Genomic DNA, 19121 nt, shown 5'->3' on the forward strand with positions numbered 1-19121 from the left:
AAACTGAAAGCGGGATGCTCTCGTGCGAATGGATGAATTGAAAAGCTGGTGCGTTAGGGCGCTTTATGTATCGGGCGCGAAACGTAAGAGGACGGTTTCTTTCGCCGCGCCCGGTTAATGCCATAGGCGAGTTGCTGGTCTCATGCGTCTCATACTTGTCAATGATGTTTCGATCGTTCGCGGTGGCGCAACCAAGGTGGCGCTGCAATGTCTTGAGGCAAGCAGAGATGCCGGGCTGACATGCGCCATACTGGTCGGCGATGATGGCGAAGGCCTCAAGCCGCGCTTTACCGGTATCCGGACGGTTGCGCTGGGCGAACGCGCCCTTCGAGAGGGCCCGGCGACCGTCGACATCCTTGCGAAGAACTACAATCGGCGAGCCTATGAGGCGATGGAGGGCCTGCTTCGGGAATCGGATGAGGAAACCGTTGTCCATGTACATGGCTGGTCGCAGATCCTCTCGCCCTCCATTTTCTATGCGCTTGCCAAGCATCGGGTCAAAGTCATCGTCACGGCGCATGATTTCTTCCTGACCTGCCCGAATGGCGGCCTTATCAATTTCCGCAGTGGCGAGGTTTGCGACATCAAACCGCTTTCTCTCGCCTGCTTGACGACCAATTGCGACAAGCGCAGTTATCTCCATAAGCTTTGGCGCTTCCGTCGCACCCTGACACAGCAGGGGGTCGGCGAAGGGTTCTGGAACCAAGTGGGCATCGTCCTGGCGCATGAGAGCATGGAGGCGTTTCTGCGCACTGGCCCCTTCCGGCACTTCACGACGCTGCGCACGCCGACGCAGCCATTGACGCCGGCACCCGTCGAGGCGTGGCGCAATCGCCGCACTGTTTTCCTCGGCCGCATGTGCTGGGAAAAGGGGGTTCATACACTGGCGGATGCGCTCAACAAGACGGGCAGGACGGCAACGCTGATCGGGCGCGGGCCATTGCTTGCCGAGATGCAGCGGCTGTTGCCGCATTGCTATGTGCCTGGCTGGCTAAGCGACGAGGAGGTGACCGAGATCGCCGGCACAGCGCGCGTTTTCGTCATGCCGTCGCGCATGCCCGAGCCTTATGGCCTGGTCGCCGCCGAAGCATTGATGTCCGGCATTCCGGTCATCGTCAGCAGCAATGCGTTGATTGCGACGGAGGTCGAGGAGAATGGCGCCGGTCTGATATTCGATAGCGGCGATGCGGATTCGCTGGCCGAGAAATTGATGGCGACGGATGACGACCGATTGATGCGGCGGTTGAGCGAAGGGGCGTTGGCCCTTGGCCGCCGCATCGCGCCGAGCAGAGCGGAATGGGGGCGTCGCATGGTGGATATCTATCTGGGACGGAGCGATTTTTCTGCATAGTGGTTGGGGGAGACGATGGCACGCGCATTGGTGACTGGTGGTTGCGGTTTCGTGGGCCGGCATCTTGTCCGGCGACTTCTTGCCGAGGGCTTGGATATCGTTTGCGTCGATTCACTGGTCGCGGGAACGGGCGCGCTGCATCCGGAACTGTGGCAGCGGCTTCAGCGTTCCCGCTTCACCTTTTGGGAAGAGGATTGCCGGACGTTCTTCGCACGGCCTCCCGAGCATTTCGACTATGTCTTCCATCTAGCCGCGCTCGTCGGCGGTCGCTTGACGCTCGAGACGCGCGCGCTCGACGTCGCCGAGGATCTGGCGGTCGATGCGGAACTGTGGCAATGGGCATCGCGCGCCAAACCCGGTTCGGTCATATTCTTCAGCTCCAGTGCGGCCTATCCGGTGTCGCTACAGACCATCGCCAATCATCGGCTGCTGTCGGAGGAGATGATCAATTTCGACGCCGCCGTCGGTGTTCCCGATCTCAGCTATGGCTGGGCAAAATTGACCGGCGAATATCTGATGAAACTCTATGTCGAACGCTACGGCCGGCGGGCCATCGCCTACAGGCCCTTCAGCGGCTATGGCGAGGATCAGGATCTTGCCTATCCTTTCCCGGCGATCTGCCGTCGCTTGCTTGCGGAAAAGGGTGCGCCGGAAGTCTTCGTCTGGGGCTCGGGCCGTCAGTGCCGAGACTTTATCCACATCTCGGACTGCATCGACTTCATCTGGCAGACGAGGGAACTGCTTCCAGACGGGGCAAGCCTCAATCTATCGACCGGCACCGCGACTTCCTTCATCGAACTGGCCGAGGCGATCAGTCGGCAGATCGGCTGGCAGCCGGCCGTCACCGGGCGATCGAACCATCCGGAAGGTGTCTTTTACCGCTGCGGCGACACGGCCCTGCAACGCTCCTACGGACTGACCCCCTCGGTCAGTCTGGAAGAGGGGGTTGCACGGACGCTCGCATATCTTCAGGCCGAGCAGCCGTCATACGCGCTCGCCATGTGACCCATCACCAGTCATGCCTCTTGCGTCCCGTCGATGCGCCTCGGGGCCGACCGCGTGTGCCCATCTGAATTCGGCGTCCCCGCTGCAATCGCTCAGGCCACGAATTGGCCAATTCAACCTCGAGATTTATCTACCGATCCGAGAGGGCACGAAATAATGCTTGCGCGTCTCATATAATTAGGTAAGTTGCCTAACAAATGGATTGAGACGCATGATTGCTGGAATTGATATTGGCGGAACCAAAACGCAGCTTATCGCCGAGATGAATGGCGAGACGGTTGGCGAAAGAACGGTCCACACAGCCGAATGGCGCGCTCGCGTCGATCATGATGCGGATGCGCAGGCCCTCGTTTCGCTGCTTGTCGCAATGGCCGGAGCGACACCGAAGATCACGGTTGTCGGCGCGCATGGCTGCGACAGCGACGAGGATCGGCTTGCGCTGCAAACAAGGCTTGCCCGGCGCTTGCCCGGCGCCGTGCTCGTTCTCAACGACTCCGAACTGTTGCTGCCGGCGGCAGGCAAGTCGAGCGGCATTTCCGTTATCAGCGGCACCGGTTCGATTGCGGTCTCGCGCAACGCCGCGCGCAGGATGATCGCATCCGGCGGCTGGGGTTGGTATCTGGGCGACGAAGGAAGTGCGAGCGGTCTTGTGCGGGAAGCAGCCCGAACCATCCGCTTTGCGCTTGACCAGGGACAACCGCTTGATCTTCTCGGTCGGAACCTCATCGAAGCCCTTGGCATATCGTCGCCGATCGAGATCGGGCGGGCGTTGGGCGAGATCGGATCGGCAGCCGGCATAGGCCGGCTCGCACCCTTGGTATTCGACGCAGCGGATGCAGGTTCGCGATATGCCGATAAGGTCATCACCGAGGCGGGTGCCTCACTTGCCGTACTCACCGCGCAATTGCTGGAACGCGGCGCGCCGCGTGGCGATGTCGTCACCGGCGGTGGCGTCATTGCCCGTCAGCCGCGGCTTCTCGCAGCCTTCAAGACCGCCCTCGGCGACCGTCAGCCTGATCTGACGCTGACCCTTCTCAACGAGGCGCCGGTGGCAGGGGCGATGGTGCTCGCCCGCAAGCTCAGCCGTGGTGACCTGCCGGCCACCTTGCCGCCGCCGCATATCGACGGCGAGTTGAAAACTGCCGATGATTGGAGAGCCGCATGACCTCCCAAAAAATCATTCCCGCACGAAACTGGGGGCAGCGATTGATCGCGGTCGTGCTGATCGCTGTCGTCGTATTGCTGGCGTTCATGGTCGCCACTAGCCGCCACATCGCCTGGTCCGCCATACCCCAATATATCTTCGACGAGACGATCCTGGATGGGATCAAGCTGACTATCCTGTTCACCGTCTTGTCGATGATCATCAGCATCGTTGCCGGCGCGATCCTTGCCACGATGCGGCTCGCATCCAATCCGGTGCTGTCCGGTTTCGCAAGCCTCTATATCTGGTTCTTCCGCGGCACGCCGTTGTTGGTCCAGATCATCTTCTGGTTCAACATCCAGCTCTTCATACCGAGTATCGATGTCGGATCGATCCATATCGACACCAACTCGATCGTCACCGCTTTCGTTGCAGCGCTTCTTGCCCTCAGCCTCAATGAGGCGGCCTACATGGCCGAGATCATTCGCGGCGGACTGCTCGCCGTCGATAGCGGCCAAAATGAAGCCGCCAAGGCGCTCGGTTATACGCCCGTCCAATCGATGCTGCGCATCATCTTTCCCCAGGCGCTTCGCGTCATCATCCCGCCGATCGGCAACCAAACGATCTCGATGCTGAAGACGACCTCTCTTGTCTCCGTCGTCGCTGCCCAGGATCTGCTGACGCGTGCGCAGAATATCTATGCCAGGAACTTCCTGATCATCGAACTGCTGATCGTTGCCAGCATTTGGTACCTCGTGATGACCACGATCGCCTCCGCCATCCAGCTCGTCATCGAAAGCCGGCTTGGAAAATCCACGAACCAGGCGCCCGGCCTCCTGCAAGGCGCCCTGCGCCTCATGGGCGCGGAAGGGAGAAACGGATGAGTGCTCCTGCAACATCGTCCTCGGCAAGAGCCCTCGTCCAGGCGATCGACGTCCACAAATCCTTCGGTTCGCTGGAAGTGCTGAAGGGCATCAATCTCTCCGTCGACAAGGGCGAGGTCGTCTGCCTGCTCGGTCCCTCGGGAAGTGGGAAATCGACCTTCCTCAGATGCATCAACCACCTGGAACGAATGACAGCGGGCCGCATTCTCGTCGACGGCCAGTTGATCGGCTATCACGAGCGGGGCGATGCCTTGCACGAGATGAGCGGCAAGGAACTGGCCGTGCAGCGGCGCGACATCGGCATGGTGTTCCAGCGTTTCAATCTTTTCGCCCACCAGGACGTGCTGACGAACATTTCTCAGCCGCCGATCCTCAATCGCGGAAAGTCGCGCGAGGAGGCGGTATCTAGAGCACGAGAGCTCCTGAAGATGGTGGATCTCGAAGGCCGCGGCAGCGCCTATCCCTATCAGCTCTCCGGTGGCCAGCAGCAGCGCGTGGCGATCGCCCGGGCGCTGGCGATGAACCCGAAGCTGATGCTCTTCGACGAGCCGACATCCGCACTCGATCCCGAACTCGTCGGCGAGGTGCTGAATGTGATGCGCAAGCTCGCGGCGGACGGAATGACGATGATCGTGGTGACGCACGAACTCTCCTTCGCCCGTGATGTCGCCGATCGGATCGTATTCATGGATCAGGGCATCGTCGTCGAGGAAGGGCCGGCAGGCGAAGTCCTCGACAATCCGCGACAGGAAAGAACCCAGGCGTTTTTGAGACGGATGCACTGACGGCAGGCACCGCGATGAGGCCGCACGTCCTTCACGTGCACCACGAAAAAAGGGGAATGACAATGACAGGGAAGACCAAACTGACAATCACGCTCGCTTTGGCGACTATGCTTGCGAACTCCACGGCCTGGGCTGAGGGTGTGGACCAGAAACTGCACGCCATGCTGCCCGAAAAGATCCAGTCTTCGGGCGAGATCAAGGTGGGCACGGAACCGCAGACACCGCCCTACGATTTCTACGGCGAGGACAACAAGACGATCATCGGCCTCGAACGCGAACTGCGCGATGAGATGGGCGCTCGCCTCGGTGTAAAATTTACCGATGTGCCGGCGCAGTTCGCCAGCATCATTCCCGGCATCCAGGCTGGCCGTTTCGATATGGGCATGTCCGCCTTCGGCGATTTTGCCGAGCGTGAGAAGATCGTCGATGTCGTCAACTACATGCTCGAGGGCACCAGCATCATCGTGCTGGAGGGCAATCCGAAGGGCGTGCACAAGCTCAAGGACGCCTGTGGGCTCAATGCCGGCGCGGTCCAGGGGTCGATCCCGCTTCAGCTTCTCGACAAGCAGAAGACGCTCTGCCCGGCCGATAAGCCGCTCAACGTCATGCAGTTCCCGTCGAACGACCAGATCAAGATCGCCTTGCAGAGCGGTCGCGTCGACCTTTCCATGGACACGACCGGTGTAGCGGCCTACAGCCTCCAGCATCAGCCGGCGGGTAACAAGAAACTGGAACTCGTGACCGGTACCCAGTATGCGGTAGGCTACCAGGCAATGCTCGTAGGCAAGGATGATCCGAAGCTGCGCGATGCGCTGGCGGCCACCATGCAGTCGATGATCGACGATGGCTCCTATGCCAAGATCTTCGAGAAATGGGGCCTCGGCGAAAACAAGCTCGACAAGGTCACCATCAACGATGCGGCGCGATTCGCCGACTACATGAAGCTGGATTGAGATCGGCCAAACCTCGGGCGGCCGTTATTTGCGCGGCCGCCTTTCCTTGCAAAGATACGGGAATGATCATGACAGACAGAGTGCCTTACCGCGAAGCGATCGCATTGCAGCCCGCTGCCCTCAATACCTGCTTCGGCGCCGTCTCCACGCGGCTGGAAACCCTCGATCTGGAGCCGGTAAGGCGTGGACCGACGGTCCTCGTCGGGATCGGTGCCAGCCTTTATGCGGCCGTCGTCGCCGCGGCGCAGATGCGCGCGCAGGGCCTGCGCGCCTTCGCCCTGCCGGGTACCGATCTCTATGACCCATCGGTCGATGCCGGCGAGGCCTATATCGCCTTTTCCGCCTCCGGCCGCAGCGAAGAGCCGGCGCGCGCGATGGAACTGCGTCCCAACGCCCATTCCTACGGTATCGCCAAGGCGGACGGCACGCCGATTTCGCGGGTCGTGAAGCATATGATCGCAACCGAGAGCGGCGCGGATAGCGGTCCGAACACAACGAGCTATCTCGGATCGCTTCTGAGCGTGGCCTTGCTCATCGACAAGGCCGGTCGCCCGTCCGGCACGAATTGGCAGGAACTTTCAGGTCGCGCCGAGGCTGTATTGACCGAAACGCGCGCTCAGGCCGACAAGGCCGCCAAGTTGCTGGCCGGCAAGACGTCAATCGATTGCGTTGGCGCGGGCACGGCACTCGGCACGGCTGGCTATGCCGCGCTCCTGATCCGCGAAGCCGCACGCGTCGCTGCCCAGGACTGGGATACGCTGAACTTTCTCCATGGGCCGATGGAGCCGAACGACAGGGATAGTGGGGTGCTGTTGTTCGGCAATGGTCGCGAGGTGAAGCTGGCGCGGGATCTTGCCGGCTTCGGCATTCCCTCGGTTCTCATCACCGCGCGGACCGATATCGCGGATGCCGACAATCTCGTCGTCATCCATGTGCCTGCCTTCTCCGAAGGCATTGGCGATGCCATTCTGCAGGCTATTTCCGCACAGTTGCTGATTGCGACGCTCTCAGAGGATGCCGGCCTGCCGGTCTGCGAGTTCCGCTACCGTCAGACCGATACCAAGCGTGACATCTGAGCCTTGCTCAGATGCTGATTTGATTGACGGCGAGCGCGCTCGGATAGAGGAAGGCAGTCTTGCCTTCCTCTCCCAAAAGTCTCGCCATGGCGAAGTCGATGGCGAGACGCACGGCCCCAAGCACGGTCGCCTGGTTCGATAGCTGGCCATTGACCACTTCCACCGGCCAGCACAATTCCTTCACCACATCCCTCACGCCAGGCAGCAATTGCGGGTTCTGCCCGACGCCGCCGCCCAGCACGATCAGTTGCGGATCGAGCACGCTGACGCAGGCGGCAGCGAGGTTTCCGACATCGCGGGCATGCTGCTCGACCATGGCGCGCGCCGTCGGAGATTGCTCCACGCGGGCAAAAAGTTCGCTGGCACTCTTCGGTGGGGCGCCTTCACCGGCGGGCCATTTTGCTGCGGCGCGCTCGAGAAGGGCCGCGGACCCCATATAGGTTTCCACCTGTTGCCATTTCGGCCGTTCGTGTTCCGACCATGGAAAGGGCAGGTGGCCGATTTCGCCGGCGCCACCCTTGAAGCCCCGGAAAAGCCTGCCGTCCAGCACGATGCCCATGCCGGTCTTCACGCCGATCTGCATGTAGATTACGAAGGAATACTGTTTTGCCGATCCTTCGTGATATTCGGCAAGGGCAGCGCAGTTGACGTTGTTTTCAAGCAATACAGGCGCGGCGTAGGTAGCTTGCAAATGCTCGAGAACGGGTATCAAGGTCTCGCGGCCGAACATTCGCTCCAGCGACGCGGAAATGATGTTCGGCAGGGCGATCGCGATTGCGCGCAATGGCGTCGATCGCGCTTCGAACTGGGAAAGCAACCGTGCAACGACGTCTTCTATCAGAAGAAACCGTTCATCGGCGGATTTGTCGACAAGCGGCATTTCGACGGTTGCGAGTGTTGTCCCGTCAAGGCCGCGGGCAATGGCGTTGATATGGGTCGTGCCGCAATCGACGCCGATGACGAAGCCCGCCTTTGGCCCTAGGCCGTAGGTGACGGAGGTCCGCCCGACCGAGCCGCGATTGATGCCGGCCGGGGCGAGCAGGTCGTGCCGTTCAAGTTCGCTGACGGCTGCCGACATGGTGGGTTTCGAAAACATCAGCGCCGCGCTCAATTGCGGTCTGGTCGCGGGGCCGCTGCTCGCAATGGTTCGCAGCACTGCCCGCGCACTCTCCGTCAGCGGCGGCGCGTCAATTCCGGTCTGTTGCCAAGCTGTACTCAAAGGACACCCGGGGCAGTGAAGTCATTCGTAAAGCTCCCTTACCATCGGTGTCATGAAATTGACAGTCATATCCTATTGAAAAATATCGATTTGCTCGGATGATCGCATGCGGATGCCTTTCTGTCAGATGGCGGTAAAGCCATTGTCGACGAAGAGGTGGATGCCGTTGACGAAGTTGGACTCATCGGAGGCCAGATAGAGAGCGGCGCGTGCCACATCCTCGGGCTCGCCGATGCGCCCTTGCTGGGCCGCGATCGCCGCATCCGAGACATCGACGCCGAGAGCCTGCAGCTCCGCGACCTCGCGCAGCCCGTGCGGCGTGCGGATGAAACCGGGACAGACGGCGTTGCAGCGGATATTGCGATCGCGGAACTCGACGGCGATGGCGCGGGCGAACATATGCACCGCTCCCTTCGTCGTGTCATAGAGCACCTCCATCGGGGTCGCCGCGACGGCGGAGATCGACGAGGTGCAGACGATGGAGCCGCCGCCGGCGGCGATCATGCCCGGCAGCACCGCCTTGGTCATGAGGAACATCGAGCGGACGTTGACGCCGTGCAGCCACTCCCATTCCTCGAGCGTCGTTTCGAGGAACGGCTTGATGACGATGGTGCCGGCATGGTTGAACAGTACGGTCACGGCGCCAAAGCGGCCCTCGATGTCCTTGACCGCGGCATTGACGGCCGCTTCATCCGAAACATCGGCAACCCAATGATCCGCGATGCCGCCGGCATCGCGGATTTCGCGCACGGTCTCAGCCGCCGCGTCGCCATTTCTGTCGATGACCGCGACCTTCGCGCCTTCGGCCGCGAACAGGCGCGAGGCCGCACCGCCCATGCCGGTGGCGCCCCCCGAAATGATGGCGATCTTGCCCTTGAGCCTGTCTGTCATGTCTTCCCCCATCCGCCGCATGTCCAGGATCGGCGCCTTGCGATGCCCTTCGAAACGCTCGAGCCCGTCGAGCTTATCGCGAAAGATGCGCTCGGTTCCATGGTGAAGCAAGGGCAATCAGGGGGCGGTTCCGGATTACCTCATCGCAGATAGTGAATATGCGGCCGGGAGTGGTGAGGAGAGGCTTCGACCCTTGCCTCGACAGTAAAGACGTTTCTCAGCAGATCTTCGGTCAGCACGGCTTCCGGGGTGCCGGAGGCGACTATCCTGCCTTGCTGCATGACAATCAATTCATCGCAGAACATGGCGGCATGATTGAGATCGTGAAGAGCGATGATGCTGGTGACCGGCAGGCCGGCAACCAGCCGCATCAGGCTGATCTGATGCTGGATATCGAGATGGTTGGTCGGCTCGTCGAGGATCAGTTCCTTCGGCGCCTGTGCCAAGGCGCGTGCGATGTGGGCGCGCTGCTTTTCGCCACCCGACAGGCTCTGCCATCGGTCGTTGCGTTTCTCTCTCATGCCGGCGCGTGCGAGAGCATCTTCGACCGCCTCGTCATCTGCCGACGTCCAGCCGGAAAACATCGAGCGATGCGGAAACCGGCCGAGCTTCACGACATCGATGACCTTGAGATTGGCGTTGGTGGTGCTGTGCTGCTCGACGAAGGCGACGCGCCTTGCGATCGAACGGCGGGACATCCGCTGCAGATCCTTCCGTTCGAGCGTGATGCGACCGGAATTCGGCCGTTTCAATCCGGCAAGCAGACGTAGGAGCGAGGTCTTGCCGGAGCCGTTCGGTCCAAGCAGGCCGAGCATCTTGCCTGCGGGTGCCTCGAACGAGACGCCATCGAGGACGGTCTTTGTGCCGATTTTCCAGGTGATGTTGTCGGCCTTGATGCTCATGATGCGCGCTGGAACCGGTAGAGAATAATGGAGAAGAAGGGAACGCCCACCAGCGCCGTGACCACGCCGATCGGCAGAACCTGCTGCGGGATGAGCGCGCGCGAGGCGATATCCGCCAGCACCATGAAGATCGCTCCGACAATGGCGCAGGCCGGCAGCAGCCGGATATGCAGCGGGCCGACGAAGAAGCGGGCCGCGTGCGGCACGACGAGACCGACGAAGCCGATCGATCCCACCATGCTGACGATCGTCGCAGTCATCATCGCAGTCAGCGCGAAGAGCCAGATCCGCGCCTGCCCGACATTGACGCCGAGAGACGAGGCGGCCTCATCACCAAAGGCGAACGCATCCAGCACGCGCGCATAGAGCAGACAGACCGCGAGTCCGAAACCGACAATGGTCGCAACCAGCATGAATTCCGGCCAGCGGACGCCACCGAAACTGCCGAGCAGCCAGAACATCACATCCCGCGCCTGCTGTGCGTTTCCCGATGTCGTCACGATATAAGATGTCGCAGCGTTGAACAGCTGGGAGGCGGCAACACCGGCAAGGATCGTGCGGTCGGCGCCGCCTCGCGTGCCGTTTGAAAGCAGAGCGACGAAAAAGAAGGCCGCGAATGCGCCGGCAAAGGCACCAGCCGAAAGGGAAACCGCTCCAGCACCGATGTTGAGTATGACGATCGCGACCGCGCCGGTCGAAGCGCCCGCCGAGATGCCGAGCACATAGGGTTCGGCAAGCGGGTTGCGAAGGAGCGACTGCATGATCGCGCCTGAGAGCGCCAGGCCCGCTCCGCAGAAAGCGGCCACGAGCGCCCGGCTGAGGCGATAGTCCCAGATCACCGTTTCGTGGATGCGGTTAAGTTCGATCCCCGTCCATCCCAGCCTGTTGGTGATGGCGTAGAAGGTCGTCGAAAGCGGGATCGGCAGGTCGCCGATGCCGACGCTGACACCGATCGTCAGGCCGATCGCCGCGAGAGAGGCAAAAAGCAGCAGGCCGATGATGGCGAGCTGCCTCAGGGTTCGATATGTGTCGGTCACTTCAGAAGACCAAGTGCCTTCAGCTGCTGGGCGACCTGCTCTGCGCCATAGATCGTCCGGATGGTCGGGTTCATGGCCTGGCCGTCCATGACGACGATTGCCTTGTTCTTGACCGCGGCTAGCTGGCTGACGGCAGGATCTGTGGTGAGGAACTTGATCTTGGCTTCCGGCTTGTCGAGCTCCCAGCGATTGCGATCAAGGCTGGCAACGACAATGACATCGGGGTTGGCGGCTATGATGCTCTCCCAGCCAAGTGTCGGCCACTCCGCTTCGGTGGTAATGGCATTGCGGCCGCCAAGCAGGTCGGCGATATAACCCGAGGGACTGTTTTTTCCGCCGACATAGGCATCCGCGGATGGCGACGGGCTGGAAAACCAGAAGACATAGGAGAGCTTCTTGCCATCCTTCGGCGCATTTGCGCGCAGTGCCTCTTCCCGCTTTTTGAAATCCGCGATCAGCGCCTGGCCCTTGTCGCGGACATCGAAAATCTGCGAGAGTTCGTCGATTTCCTGGTAGAGCGTGCTCATGTTCCAGATCTGGCTACGGGCGGCATTGCCGTATTTGTCCTGAGAGGCGCCTTGGGCCGGGCAGATGCTGGGGGAAACATAGGTGGGAATATTGAACTTTTCGAAGTCCTCGCGCTTTGCCACCTTGCTGCTCGGTCCCATCAGGGTCGGCAGCGCGGCGGTGACGAAGTCAGGATTTTCCGAGAGGATCGATTCAAAGGTCGGGAACTCGACCGTCAGCAGCTTGACCTTGGAATTGGCTTCCGCAAGCTGTGGCAGAACCTTGTTGGGCCAGAAGGCGGTGCCGACCATTTTGTTTTCGAGGCCGAGCAGGAGAAGAATTTCGGCGCTGTTCTGCCCGAGCCCTATTGCACGCTCCGGAGCCTTCTGGAACGTGACCTTGGTGCCGCAATTGTCGATGGTCAACGGATAGCTGGTGGAGGCGGCAGAAGCTGCCGTTGCGGCAAAGGCGAGCGCGGCGCAAAGAGCTGAAATGGTCAAAACTGATTTCAATATGGTCACGAATATATCCCGGTGGCTATTGTCAACGCGATCGGACGAAAGCGTCCGCGCGATATAGCCTTGTCGCCCGGTCACAAACAAGAGAAAAAAAGTCATATTATTTCTTTGTGCTGCGAGCATGTGTAAACTTTGCCCGCCATGCGTTCTCGACAGAAGACGTACTTTTCATCGGCTCCGGTTGGCCGTGTCATCTTCGCGTCTGGGTCTGGAAAGGAGAAGGCGGTTCATCTCCGGAACGAAGCGAATCATTCTGAAGCCTGCGGTCTCCAAGATTTTCCTTGAGGCTGCATTTTCAGGATGGGCAAAGGCGCGGACCTCTCGAATCTGCAGTTCCCGGTCTGCCAGCTGCAACGCCGTCGTGACCAATTCCGATGCATATCCGCATCCCCAGGCATCTCGATGGAAAAAATATCCGATTTCGCATCCCCAGTCTGGTTCAAACGGATCGTCGTATAGGCCGCCCCAGCCGATGATTTTTGCATCATCCTTCCTGATCACCGTCCAGGGTGCATATCCGTCGCGTCGACGCCGCCATTCATGAACGGCGATCCTGCGACGGCAGGCGGCAGGTGTCGCGTCCACATGAGTGTGCCTCATGGCTTGCTGGTCGCCGAGAAATTCGAACAGGGCGGGGGTATCGGACAGAAGCGACGGGCGGAGCAGCAGTCTTGACGTTTCGATCTGCGATCCGGTGTTCCTCATATGATTTCGCCTTCCATATCCGAATGCTTCACGAAGCGAGCGGCAAGCCGACATGGTGCTGGAAGGCTGAACCGAACGTAGTGGCCGATCATGACCTAAGAACTTAATGGGAAACTCTTAATCCAGTCTTGAATATGTTGCGCAGTCTCCGGGGGAGATGAGGCTGTGTTATCGATGGTCGTTCTATGTGTTGCTCCATCGTCGAAAAGCGAGCGCTCGACGACAAGCTTATTTAAGATCTCTGCCTTTCGACTTTTTCCGCGGTTGCCGCGATCTTCGCTGACGATGCGGCGAGCATTCTCGATGGGTGAGCACGTCAGCGTAACGGAGAAGAGCGGGCAATTTCGCGCTTGCGCGAGATCGATGATCGCTTGCCAATTTTCCTCAAGAAATCCGCTTGATCCTCCGCGGGCAACAACGCTTGTCAAAATGACGGGCAGATCTGACGGCAGTTTCAAAATTGCCGCGAAGGCGAGAGATCTGACGGCGCGGACCAAATCGTAATATTCTGCTGTCCCGCCTTCGGCCAAAGCGCGCCCGACATTCAAAATAGTGTGGTTGTCGAGTAGCTTTCCGCCGAGGATTGCCTGCAACTCGCGCCCAGTCGTCAACTTACCAACGCCCGGCCACCCGCTTATGTTGACTAGCATCGTGAACTCCAATCGGCTTTCGGGCTGGAAAGACGCCTCTCTTCCGCGGCCTAGCCATCAGCGCGGGCGATCCGGACATGGCTGAGCCTTCGCGACCGCCGGATGTAGAGGCTACGACAGGAAACCGGTCATTGCCCAGCGGAAATGGCGTCGAAGAGGGTGGCGAAATGCGATTGCGTGCCTATTTCAATAACCGGGAAATGGAGAGCAGGAGGACCGGAATAATGGCAAAGAATGCGATTTGCTTGTGGTACGACAAGGATGCAGAGGCCGCCGCCCAGTTTTACGTCGAGACTTTTCCAGATAGCGCCATGGGCACCGTCATCCGCGCGCCGGGAAACTATCCGGAGGGCAAGCAGGGCGATGTGCTGGTCGTCGAGTTTACGGTCGCGGGTGTTTCCTGCGTCGGCTTGAATGGCGGCCCGGTGTTCAAGCACAATGAAGCCTTTTCGTTTCAGATCTATACCGAAGATCAGGCAGAGACGGATCGCTATTGGAACGCCATTGTCGGTAATGGCGGCCAGGAAAGCGAATGCGGCTGGTGCAAGGACAAATGGGGCGTCTCCTGGCAGATCACGCCGCGTATTCTGATGGAAGCGCTTCGCGAGGGCGGCGATCAGGCCAAGCGCGCTTTCGATGCGATGATGACCATGAAGAAGATCGATGTGGCGGCGATCGACGCGGCCCGGCGTGGCTGAGGATTGAAACGGCTTGCCCGGCGCGTATCCCATCCCATGGTCGCCGATGCCATGGTGATTTGGGATGGCTGTCGTGCGCGGGGCCATGATTGCTTTTATTCAAGACTCCATTAAATATGCATTCTGGCATATGAAATCGGCTGTTGTGGATCGGATAATAACAACTTATCCTTGATCGAATGCAGAGGCAGGCCAATGGCGGTTGACTGGTGAGGTTTGCAGAGTATGGCCGCACTGAACGCCGCCAGCTGGAATCATTGCAAGGTCACCGCCGTCCTCAGCGGGCGACGTGCACGACCGTGTGATGAACGCCTTGGCCAAGGAATTTGGCTGATCGAACCTGCCAGTCCCCACAAAAGTCGCTTTCCACGCAAAGATTGGCCGCAGGCTGCCATGTGCTTGCGACTGCTTCGGCGCCGGCGGGTTTCTGGGAGGATTGCCGTGAAATCCCGTCGCGCCGACGCCATCAGAATTCCTCCCGACCTGTTCCCGAAGAGTAGAGTTACCACTCATGATAAAACGCATGATAATCATGCTGATCATCATAGGCCTGATCCTTGGCGGGATCTTCGGCTTCCAGGCATTCAAGAACCGCATGATTGCGGCCTATCTGGCTAATCTCAAGTCGCCACCGCAGACAGTCTCGACAATCACCGCGGCGATGAGCCCGTGGCAGACGACACTGCAGTCGATCGGCAGCTTCAATGCCGTCGAAGGCGCCAATCTTTCGGCGCAGGTCCAGGGCATCGTCCAGAAGATCGGCTTCGAGGATGGCCAGGACGTCAAGAAGGGCGATCTCATCGTGCAGCTGCTTGCCGATCAGCAGATCGCGACGCTGGAACAATACAAGGCGACGATGGCCAATGCGCAGATCGCTTATGATCGCGATTCCAGGCTGATCAAGGCGAACACCATCGCGCAAAGCCAGGTCGATAGCGATCTGGCGACATGGAAGGCGGCGCAGGCGCAGGTCGCGTCGCAGCAAGCGTTGATCGATCAATATTCGATCCGCGCGCCCTTCGATGGCCATCTGGGCATCAGGCTGGTCAGCCTCGGCCAGTATCTATCGGCGGGAACCGCCGTGGTGACCTTGCAGTCGCTCGATCCGATCCAGTTCGATTTTTCGATGCCGCAACAGGCTCTGTCGCAGCTGAAGGTCGGCCAAGCGGTGACGGCGACGGTCGATGCCTACGGCAACCAGACGTTCGACGGCAAGATCACCGCGATCAGCCCGCTCGTCGATACCCAGAGCCGCAACATCACCATCCGGGCAACCTTCCCCAATCCTGACCGCAAGCTGTTGCCCGGCATGTTCGGCAACATAACGGTGGTGGTCGGGGAGCCGAAGGAATATATCTCCCTGCCGCAGACAGCCGTCACCATCAACCCTTACGGCAACGTCGTCTATGTGGTGACCGACAAGGGCAATGGCGTGGATGGCAAGCCGCAGCTGGTCGCCAATCAGAAGTTCGTCAGCACGGGACAGGCCCGGGGCGACCAGATCTCGGTGACCAAAGGGTTGAACGCGGGCGAAGTGGTGGTGACCTCCGGCCAGCTGAAACTCAATAACGGCTCACCTGTCATCATCAACAATGAGGTGCAGCCGTCGAACGATCCCAATGCGAACCCGGCAAATCCCAACTGAGGTGTGGCGATGAATATCACAGATATCTTCATCAAGCGCCCCGTTCTTGCACTGGTGGTCAGCGCGTTGATTATCGTGATCGGCTACCAGTCGTTCCGTTCGCTCACCGTGCGGCAATATCCGCAGACCCAGAATGCCGTCGTCACGGTAACGACCACCTATCCCGGTGCGGCGCCGGACGTCATCGCCGGCTTCATCACGACACCGCTTGAAAACGCCATCGCGCAGGCCAACGGCATTGATTACATGACCTCGACGAGTACCAGCGGTACGTCGACGATCACCGTCAACCTGCGGCTCAACTATAGTGCCGATGCGGCGATGACCGAAATCAACGCCAAGGTATCCTCCGTTCTCAATCAGCTGCCCACGGGCACGCAGCAGCCGATCATGACGGTTTCCATCGGCCAGTCGATCGACGCCATGTATATCGGCTTTCGCAGCGACGTTCTGGCCAGCAACCAGATCACCGATTATCTGACGCGCGTCGTTCAGCCGAAATTGCAGGCGGTCAACGGCGTTCAGACGGCCGAAATCCTCGGCGCGCGAACGTTCGCCTTGAGAGCCTGGCTGCAGCCGGACAAGCTTGCCGCCTACGGCCTGTCGGCCGGCGATGTCTGGACCGCGCTTGGCGCCAACAACTATATCTCCGGCATCGGCACCACGCGCGGCCAGATGACTCAGACGGTGCTGACGGCGCAGACCGACCTGCATTCTGCGGATGAATTCAAGGAAATGGTGGTCAAGCAGATCGGTAGCACGATCGTGCGGCTGAAGGATGTCGCGACCGTTGCCCTCGGGTCCCAGAATCCCGACGTCCAGATCGGCTTCGATGGGCAGGACGGCGTATTCATGGGCATCCAGATCGCCCCGACAGCCAACCTGCTCGACGTGATCGCCGGCGTACGTGCGGTGTTTCCGGGTATTCAGCAGCAATTGCCGCAGGGGCTCGAAGGTTACATCGTATACGATTCCAGCACCTTCGTTACCACTTCCATCGATGAGGTCGTAAAGAGCCTGGTCGAGGCTCTCGTGATCGTCATTTTCGTGGTCTTCGCCTTTCTCGGTTCGCCACGATCGGTCGCCATTCCCGTCGTCGCCATACCTCTGTCGCTGGTCGGCACTTTCGCGATGATGCTGATCTTCGGCTTCTCGATCAATCTTTTGACGCTGCTTGCCCTGGTTCTGGCGATCGGCCTCGTCGTCGACGATGCCATCATCGTGGTCGAGAACGTCAACCGTCACATCGAAGAGGGATCGACACCCATGCGGGCGGCGCTGGACGCGGCGCATGAACTCGTCGGGCCGATCCTGGCCATGACGGTCGTGCTGATCGCCGTCTATGTGCCGATCGGTTTCCAGGGCGGCCTGACGGGCGCGTTGTTCACGGAATTCGCCTTCACCTTGGTCGGTGCCGTTACCGTGTCCATGATCATTGCGCTGACGCTGACGCCAATGATGTGCTCGCGCATCCTGAAGCCGCACCTGACCGATCGCAGCGGCTGGGAAGAGCGTATCTCAGACTTCATCGACCGCCGCTTTTCGGAAATCCATCGGCCCTATGTGCGCATGCTGCACGGCAGCCTGAATACTGTGCCGGTGGCACTGGTCTTTGCCGTGATCGTGCTTGGCAGCATCTATTTCCTCTATACCAGCGCCAAGACCGAGCTGGCTCCCAACGAAGACCAGGGCTTCCTGGCCGCGCAGGTGACGAACCCTCCCAACGCAACGCTTCAGCAAAAGCTGCTCAATTCCAACCAGGTCACCAAGATCTTCCGCAGCTTCCCCGAAACCGACAAGACCCTGCAGGTCGAAGTGCCGGGCACATCCTTTGAGGGCATGGTGCTGAAGCCCTGGGACCAGCGCACGAGAACGGCCGATCAGCTGCAGCCACTGGTGCAGGCCGATCTGGCAAAGATCGCTGGCGGACAGTCCGTCGTCTTCCAGATACCGCCGCTGCCCGGCGCCAGCGGTCTGCCCGTGCAGTTCGCCATCGGCAGCACCAGCGGCTTCGAGCAACTCAACGAGGTATCCACTGCCTTCCTGCAGGAGGCGCAGAAGTCGGGCGAGTTCATCTTCCTGACGAAGGATCTTTACGTCGATAACCCGCAATATTCGATCCAGATCGACCGCAGCAAGGCCTCGGCCCTCGGCCTGTCCATGAACAATGTCGGTTCGGCGCTCGCCTCCATGCTGGGCGGCGGCTATGTCAACTATTTCAGTATCGACAACCGCTCGTATCAGGTCATCCCGCAGGTCGAGCAACGGTCGCGCCAGACCATCGATCAGATCATGAACTATCCGATCGCGAACGTGAACGGTAACAAGATCCCGCTTTCGGCGATCGCGACGGCTAAACTCCAGGCGACACCGCGTTCGGTCGCGCACTTCCAGCAATTGAATTCGGCCACCATCTCCGGCGTGCCGGCGCCGGGCGTCGCCGTCGGCGATGCGCTCAATACGCTGAAGTCGATTGCGGCACGGACGTTGCCGCAGGGCTACTCGGTCGACTATGGCGGGCAGTCGCGTCAATACGTGCAGGAATCGAGCGGCATGGCGACCACATTCGCGCTCGCCCTGATCATCGTGTTCCTGGCGCTTTCGGCGCAGTTCAACAGTTTCCGAGATCCCTTCATCATCCTCGTGTCGGTGCCGATGTCGATCGCAGGCGCGCTTGCCTTCATCAGCCTCGGCGTCGGCGGCGCGTCGATGAACATCTATACCCAAGTGGGGTTGGTGACGCTGATGGGGCTGATCAGCAAGCACGGCATTCTGATCGTCGAGGTGGCAAACACGCTGCAGGCCGAGGGAAAGACCAAGCGCGAGGCGATCGAAGGTGCCTGCGGCATCCGCTTGCGGCCGATCCTGATGACGACGGGCGCCATGGTTCTCGGCGTCGTGCCGCTGATACTGGCGACCGGAGCGGGAGCTGTCGCCCGCTTCAACATGGGCCTGGTGATCGCCGCCGGTCTTGCCATTGGAACGCTGTTCACGCTCTTCGTCGTGCCCGCGGTCTATATGCTGCTCGCAGCCGATCATCACAAGAAGGATGCGCCGGAAACAGAAGCAGAGCCGGCCCCCACGCATTGATGGGGTCGGCAGCAAGATGGGCTTGCTCGCACCGGTTGGCCAGCTGACGCATTGATGGCGG

The 19121-nt window shown here is 60.2% G+C and carries 17 protein-coding genes; 10 read left to right on the plus strand and 7 right to left on the minus strand.

Going from position 1 to position 19121, the window contains the following annotated elements; all coding sequences use genetic code 11:
* The first annotated feature begins 142 nt into the window (after window positions 1–142).
* From PH558_RS26795 to PH558_RS26825, 7 genes are all read left to right on the plus strand, one after another.
* Entirely contained in the window at window positions 143–1351 is a 1209-nt protein-coding gene (locus tag PH558_RS26795) for a glycosyltransferase family 4 protein (protein WP_113409888.1), read from the plus strand.
* A gap of 15 nt (window positions 1352–1366) precedes the next feature.
* The gene (locus PH558_RS26800; RefSeq protein WP_285207559.1) at window positions 1367–2356 is read left to right on the plus strand and encodes an NAD-dependent epimerase/dehydratase family protein; all 990 of its coding nucleotides are present in this window, start codon (window positions 1367–1369) and stop codon (window positions 2354–2356) included.
* A gap of 211 nt (window positions 2357–2567) precedes the next feature.
* Complete coding sequence (locus PH558_RS26805; RefSeq protein ID WP_095438519.1) at window positions 2568–3521, plus strand: N-acetylglucosamine kinase; 954 nt, start codon at window positions 2568–2570, stop codon at window positions 3519–3521.
* Window positions 3518–4384, plus strand: a complete 867-nt coding sequence (locus PH558_RS26810; RefSeq protein WP_285207576.1) for an amino acid ABC transporter permease — start codon at window positions 3518–3520, stop codon at window positions 4382–4384. Before PH558_RS26805 ends, PH558_RS26810 begins: the two co-directional genes overlap by 4 nt.
* On the plus strand, window positions 4381–5169 hold the full coding sequence (locus PH558_RS26815) for an amino acid ABC transporter ATP-binding protein (RefSeq protein ID WP_095438517.1): 789 nt from the start codon (window positions 4381–4383) through the stop codon (window positions 5167–5169). The genes PH558_RS26810 and PH558_RS26815 overlap by 4 nt, the downstream gene beginning before the upstream one ends.
* 62 nt (window positions 5170–5231) lie before the next feature.
* Window positions 5232–6122: an ABC transporter substrate-binding protein gene (locus tag PH558_RS26820; protein ID WP_095438985.1), complete on the plus strand. Its 891-nt coding sequence runs from the start codon at window positions 5232–5234 to the stop codon at window positions 6120–6122.
* Window positions 6123–6190: 68 nt separating this feature from the next.
* Complete coding sequence (locus tag PH558_RS26825; protein WP_285207584.1) at window positions 6191–7198, plus strand: SIS domain-containing protein; 1008 nt, start codon at window positions 6191–6193, stop codon at window positions 7196–7198.
* 7 nt (window positions 7199–7205) lie between these two features.
* Here the strand turns inward: PH558_RS26825 and PH558_RS26830 are convergent, their stop codons facing one another.
* The 7 genes from PH558_RS26830 to PH558_RS26860 all read right to left on the minus strand — a co-directional run bounded on the left by PH558_RS26830 (window position 7206) and on the right by PH558_RS26860 (window position 13627).
* Window positions 7206–8294, minus strand: a complete 1089-nt coding sequence (locus tag PH558_RS26830; RefSeq protein WP_285207586.1) for an ROK family protein — start codon at window positions 8292–8294, stop codon at window positions 7206–7208.
* A gap of 246 nt (window positions 8295–8540) precedes the next feature.
* Complete coding sequence (locus PH558_RS26835) at window positions 8541–9308, minus strand: SDR family NAD(P)-dependent oxidoreductase (protein WP_113409880.1); 768 nt, start codon at window positions 9306–9308, stop codon at window positions 8541–8543.
* Between the two features lie 140 nt (window positions 9309–9448).
* Window positions 9449–10210: an ABC transporter ATP-binding protein gene (locus PH558_RS26840; RefSeq protein ID WP_285207596.1), complete on the minus strand. Its 762-nt coding sequence runs from the start codon at window positions 10208–10210 to the stop codon at window positions 9449–9451.
* Entirely contained in the window at window positions 10207–11247 is a 1041-nt protein-coding gene (locus PH558_RS26845; protein WP_113409877.1) for a FecCD family ABC transporter permease, read from the minus strand. The genes PH558_RS26840 and PH558_RS26845 overlap by 4 nt, the downstream gene beginning before the upstream one ends.
* Window positions 11244–12275, minus strand: coding sequence for an ABC transporter substrate-binding protein (locus PH558_RS26850; protein ID WP_483314192.1), 1032 nt, complete (start codon window positions 12273–12275; stop codon window positions 11244–11246). Before PH558_RS26850 ends, PH558_RS26845 begins: the two co-directional genes overlap by 4 nt.
* A 165-nt stretch (window positions 12276–12440) precedes the next feature.
* Window positions 12441–12977: a GNAT family N-acetyltransferase gene (locus PH558_RS26855; RefSeq protein WP_285207604.1), complete on the minus strand. Its 537-nt coding sequence runs from the start codon at window positions 12975–12977 to the stop codon at window positions 12441–12443.
* Window positions 12978–13072: 95 nt separating this feature from the next.
* Window positions 13073–13627, minus strand: a complete 555-nt coding sequence (locus PH558_RS26860) for a DEAD/DEAH box helicase family protein (protein ID WP_285207608.1) — start codon at window positions 13625–13627, stop codon at window positions 13073–13075.
* A gap of 224 nt (window positions 13628–13851) precedes the next feature.
* Between PH558_RS26860 and PH558_RS26865 the strand changes: the two genes are divergently transcribed.
* The 3 genes from PH558_RS26865 to PH558_RS26875 all read left to right on the plus strand — a co-directional run bounded on the left by PH558_RS26865 (window position 13852) and on the right by PH558_RS26875 (window position 19060).
* A complete protein-coding gene (locus tag PH558_RS26865; protein WP_113410000.1) occupies window positions 13852–14325 on the plus strand; it encodes a VOC family protein in 474 nt (157 codons plus the stop codon).
* Between the two features lie 523 nt (window positions 14326–14848).
* The gene (locus tag PH558_RS26870; RefSeq protein WP_285207617.1) at window positions 14849–15970 is read left to right on the plus strand and encodes an efflux RND transporter periplasmic adaptor subunit; all 1122 of its coding nucleotides are present in this window, start codon (window positions 14849–14851) and stop codon (window positions 15968–15970) included.
* Window positions 15971–15979: 9 nt separating this feature from the next.
* On the plus strand, window positions 15980–19060 hold the full coding sequence (locus PH558_RS26875) for an efflux RND transporter permease subunit (RefSeq protein ID WP_095438509.1): 3081 nt from the start codon (window positions 15980–15982) through the stop codon (window positions 19058–19060).
* Window positions 19061–19121: the final 61 nt, after the last annotated feature.

Source organism: Rhizobium pantanalense (genome assembly GCF_030182525.1).
Lineage (GTDB): Bacteria > Pseudomonadota > Alphaproteobacteria > Rhizobiales > Rhizobiaceae > Rhizobium.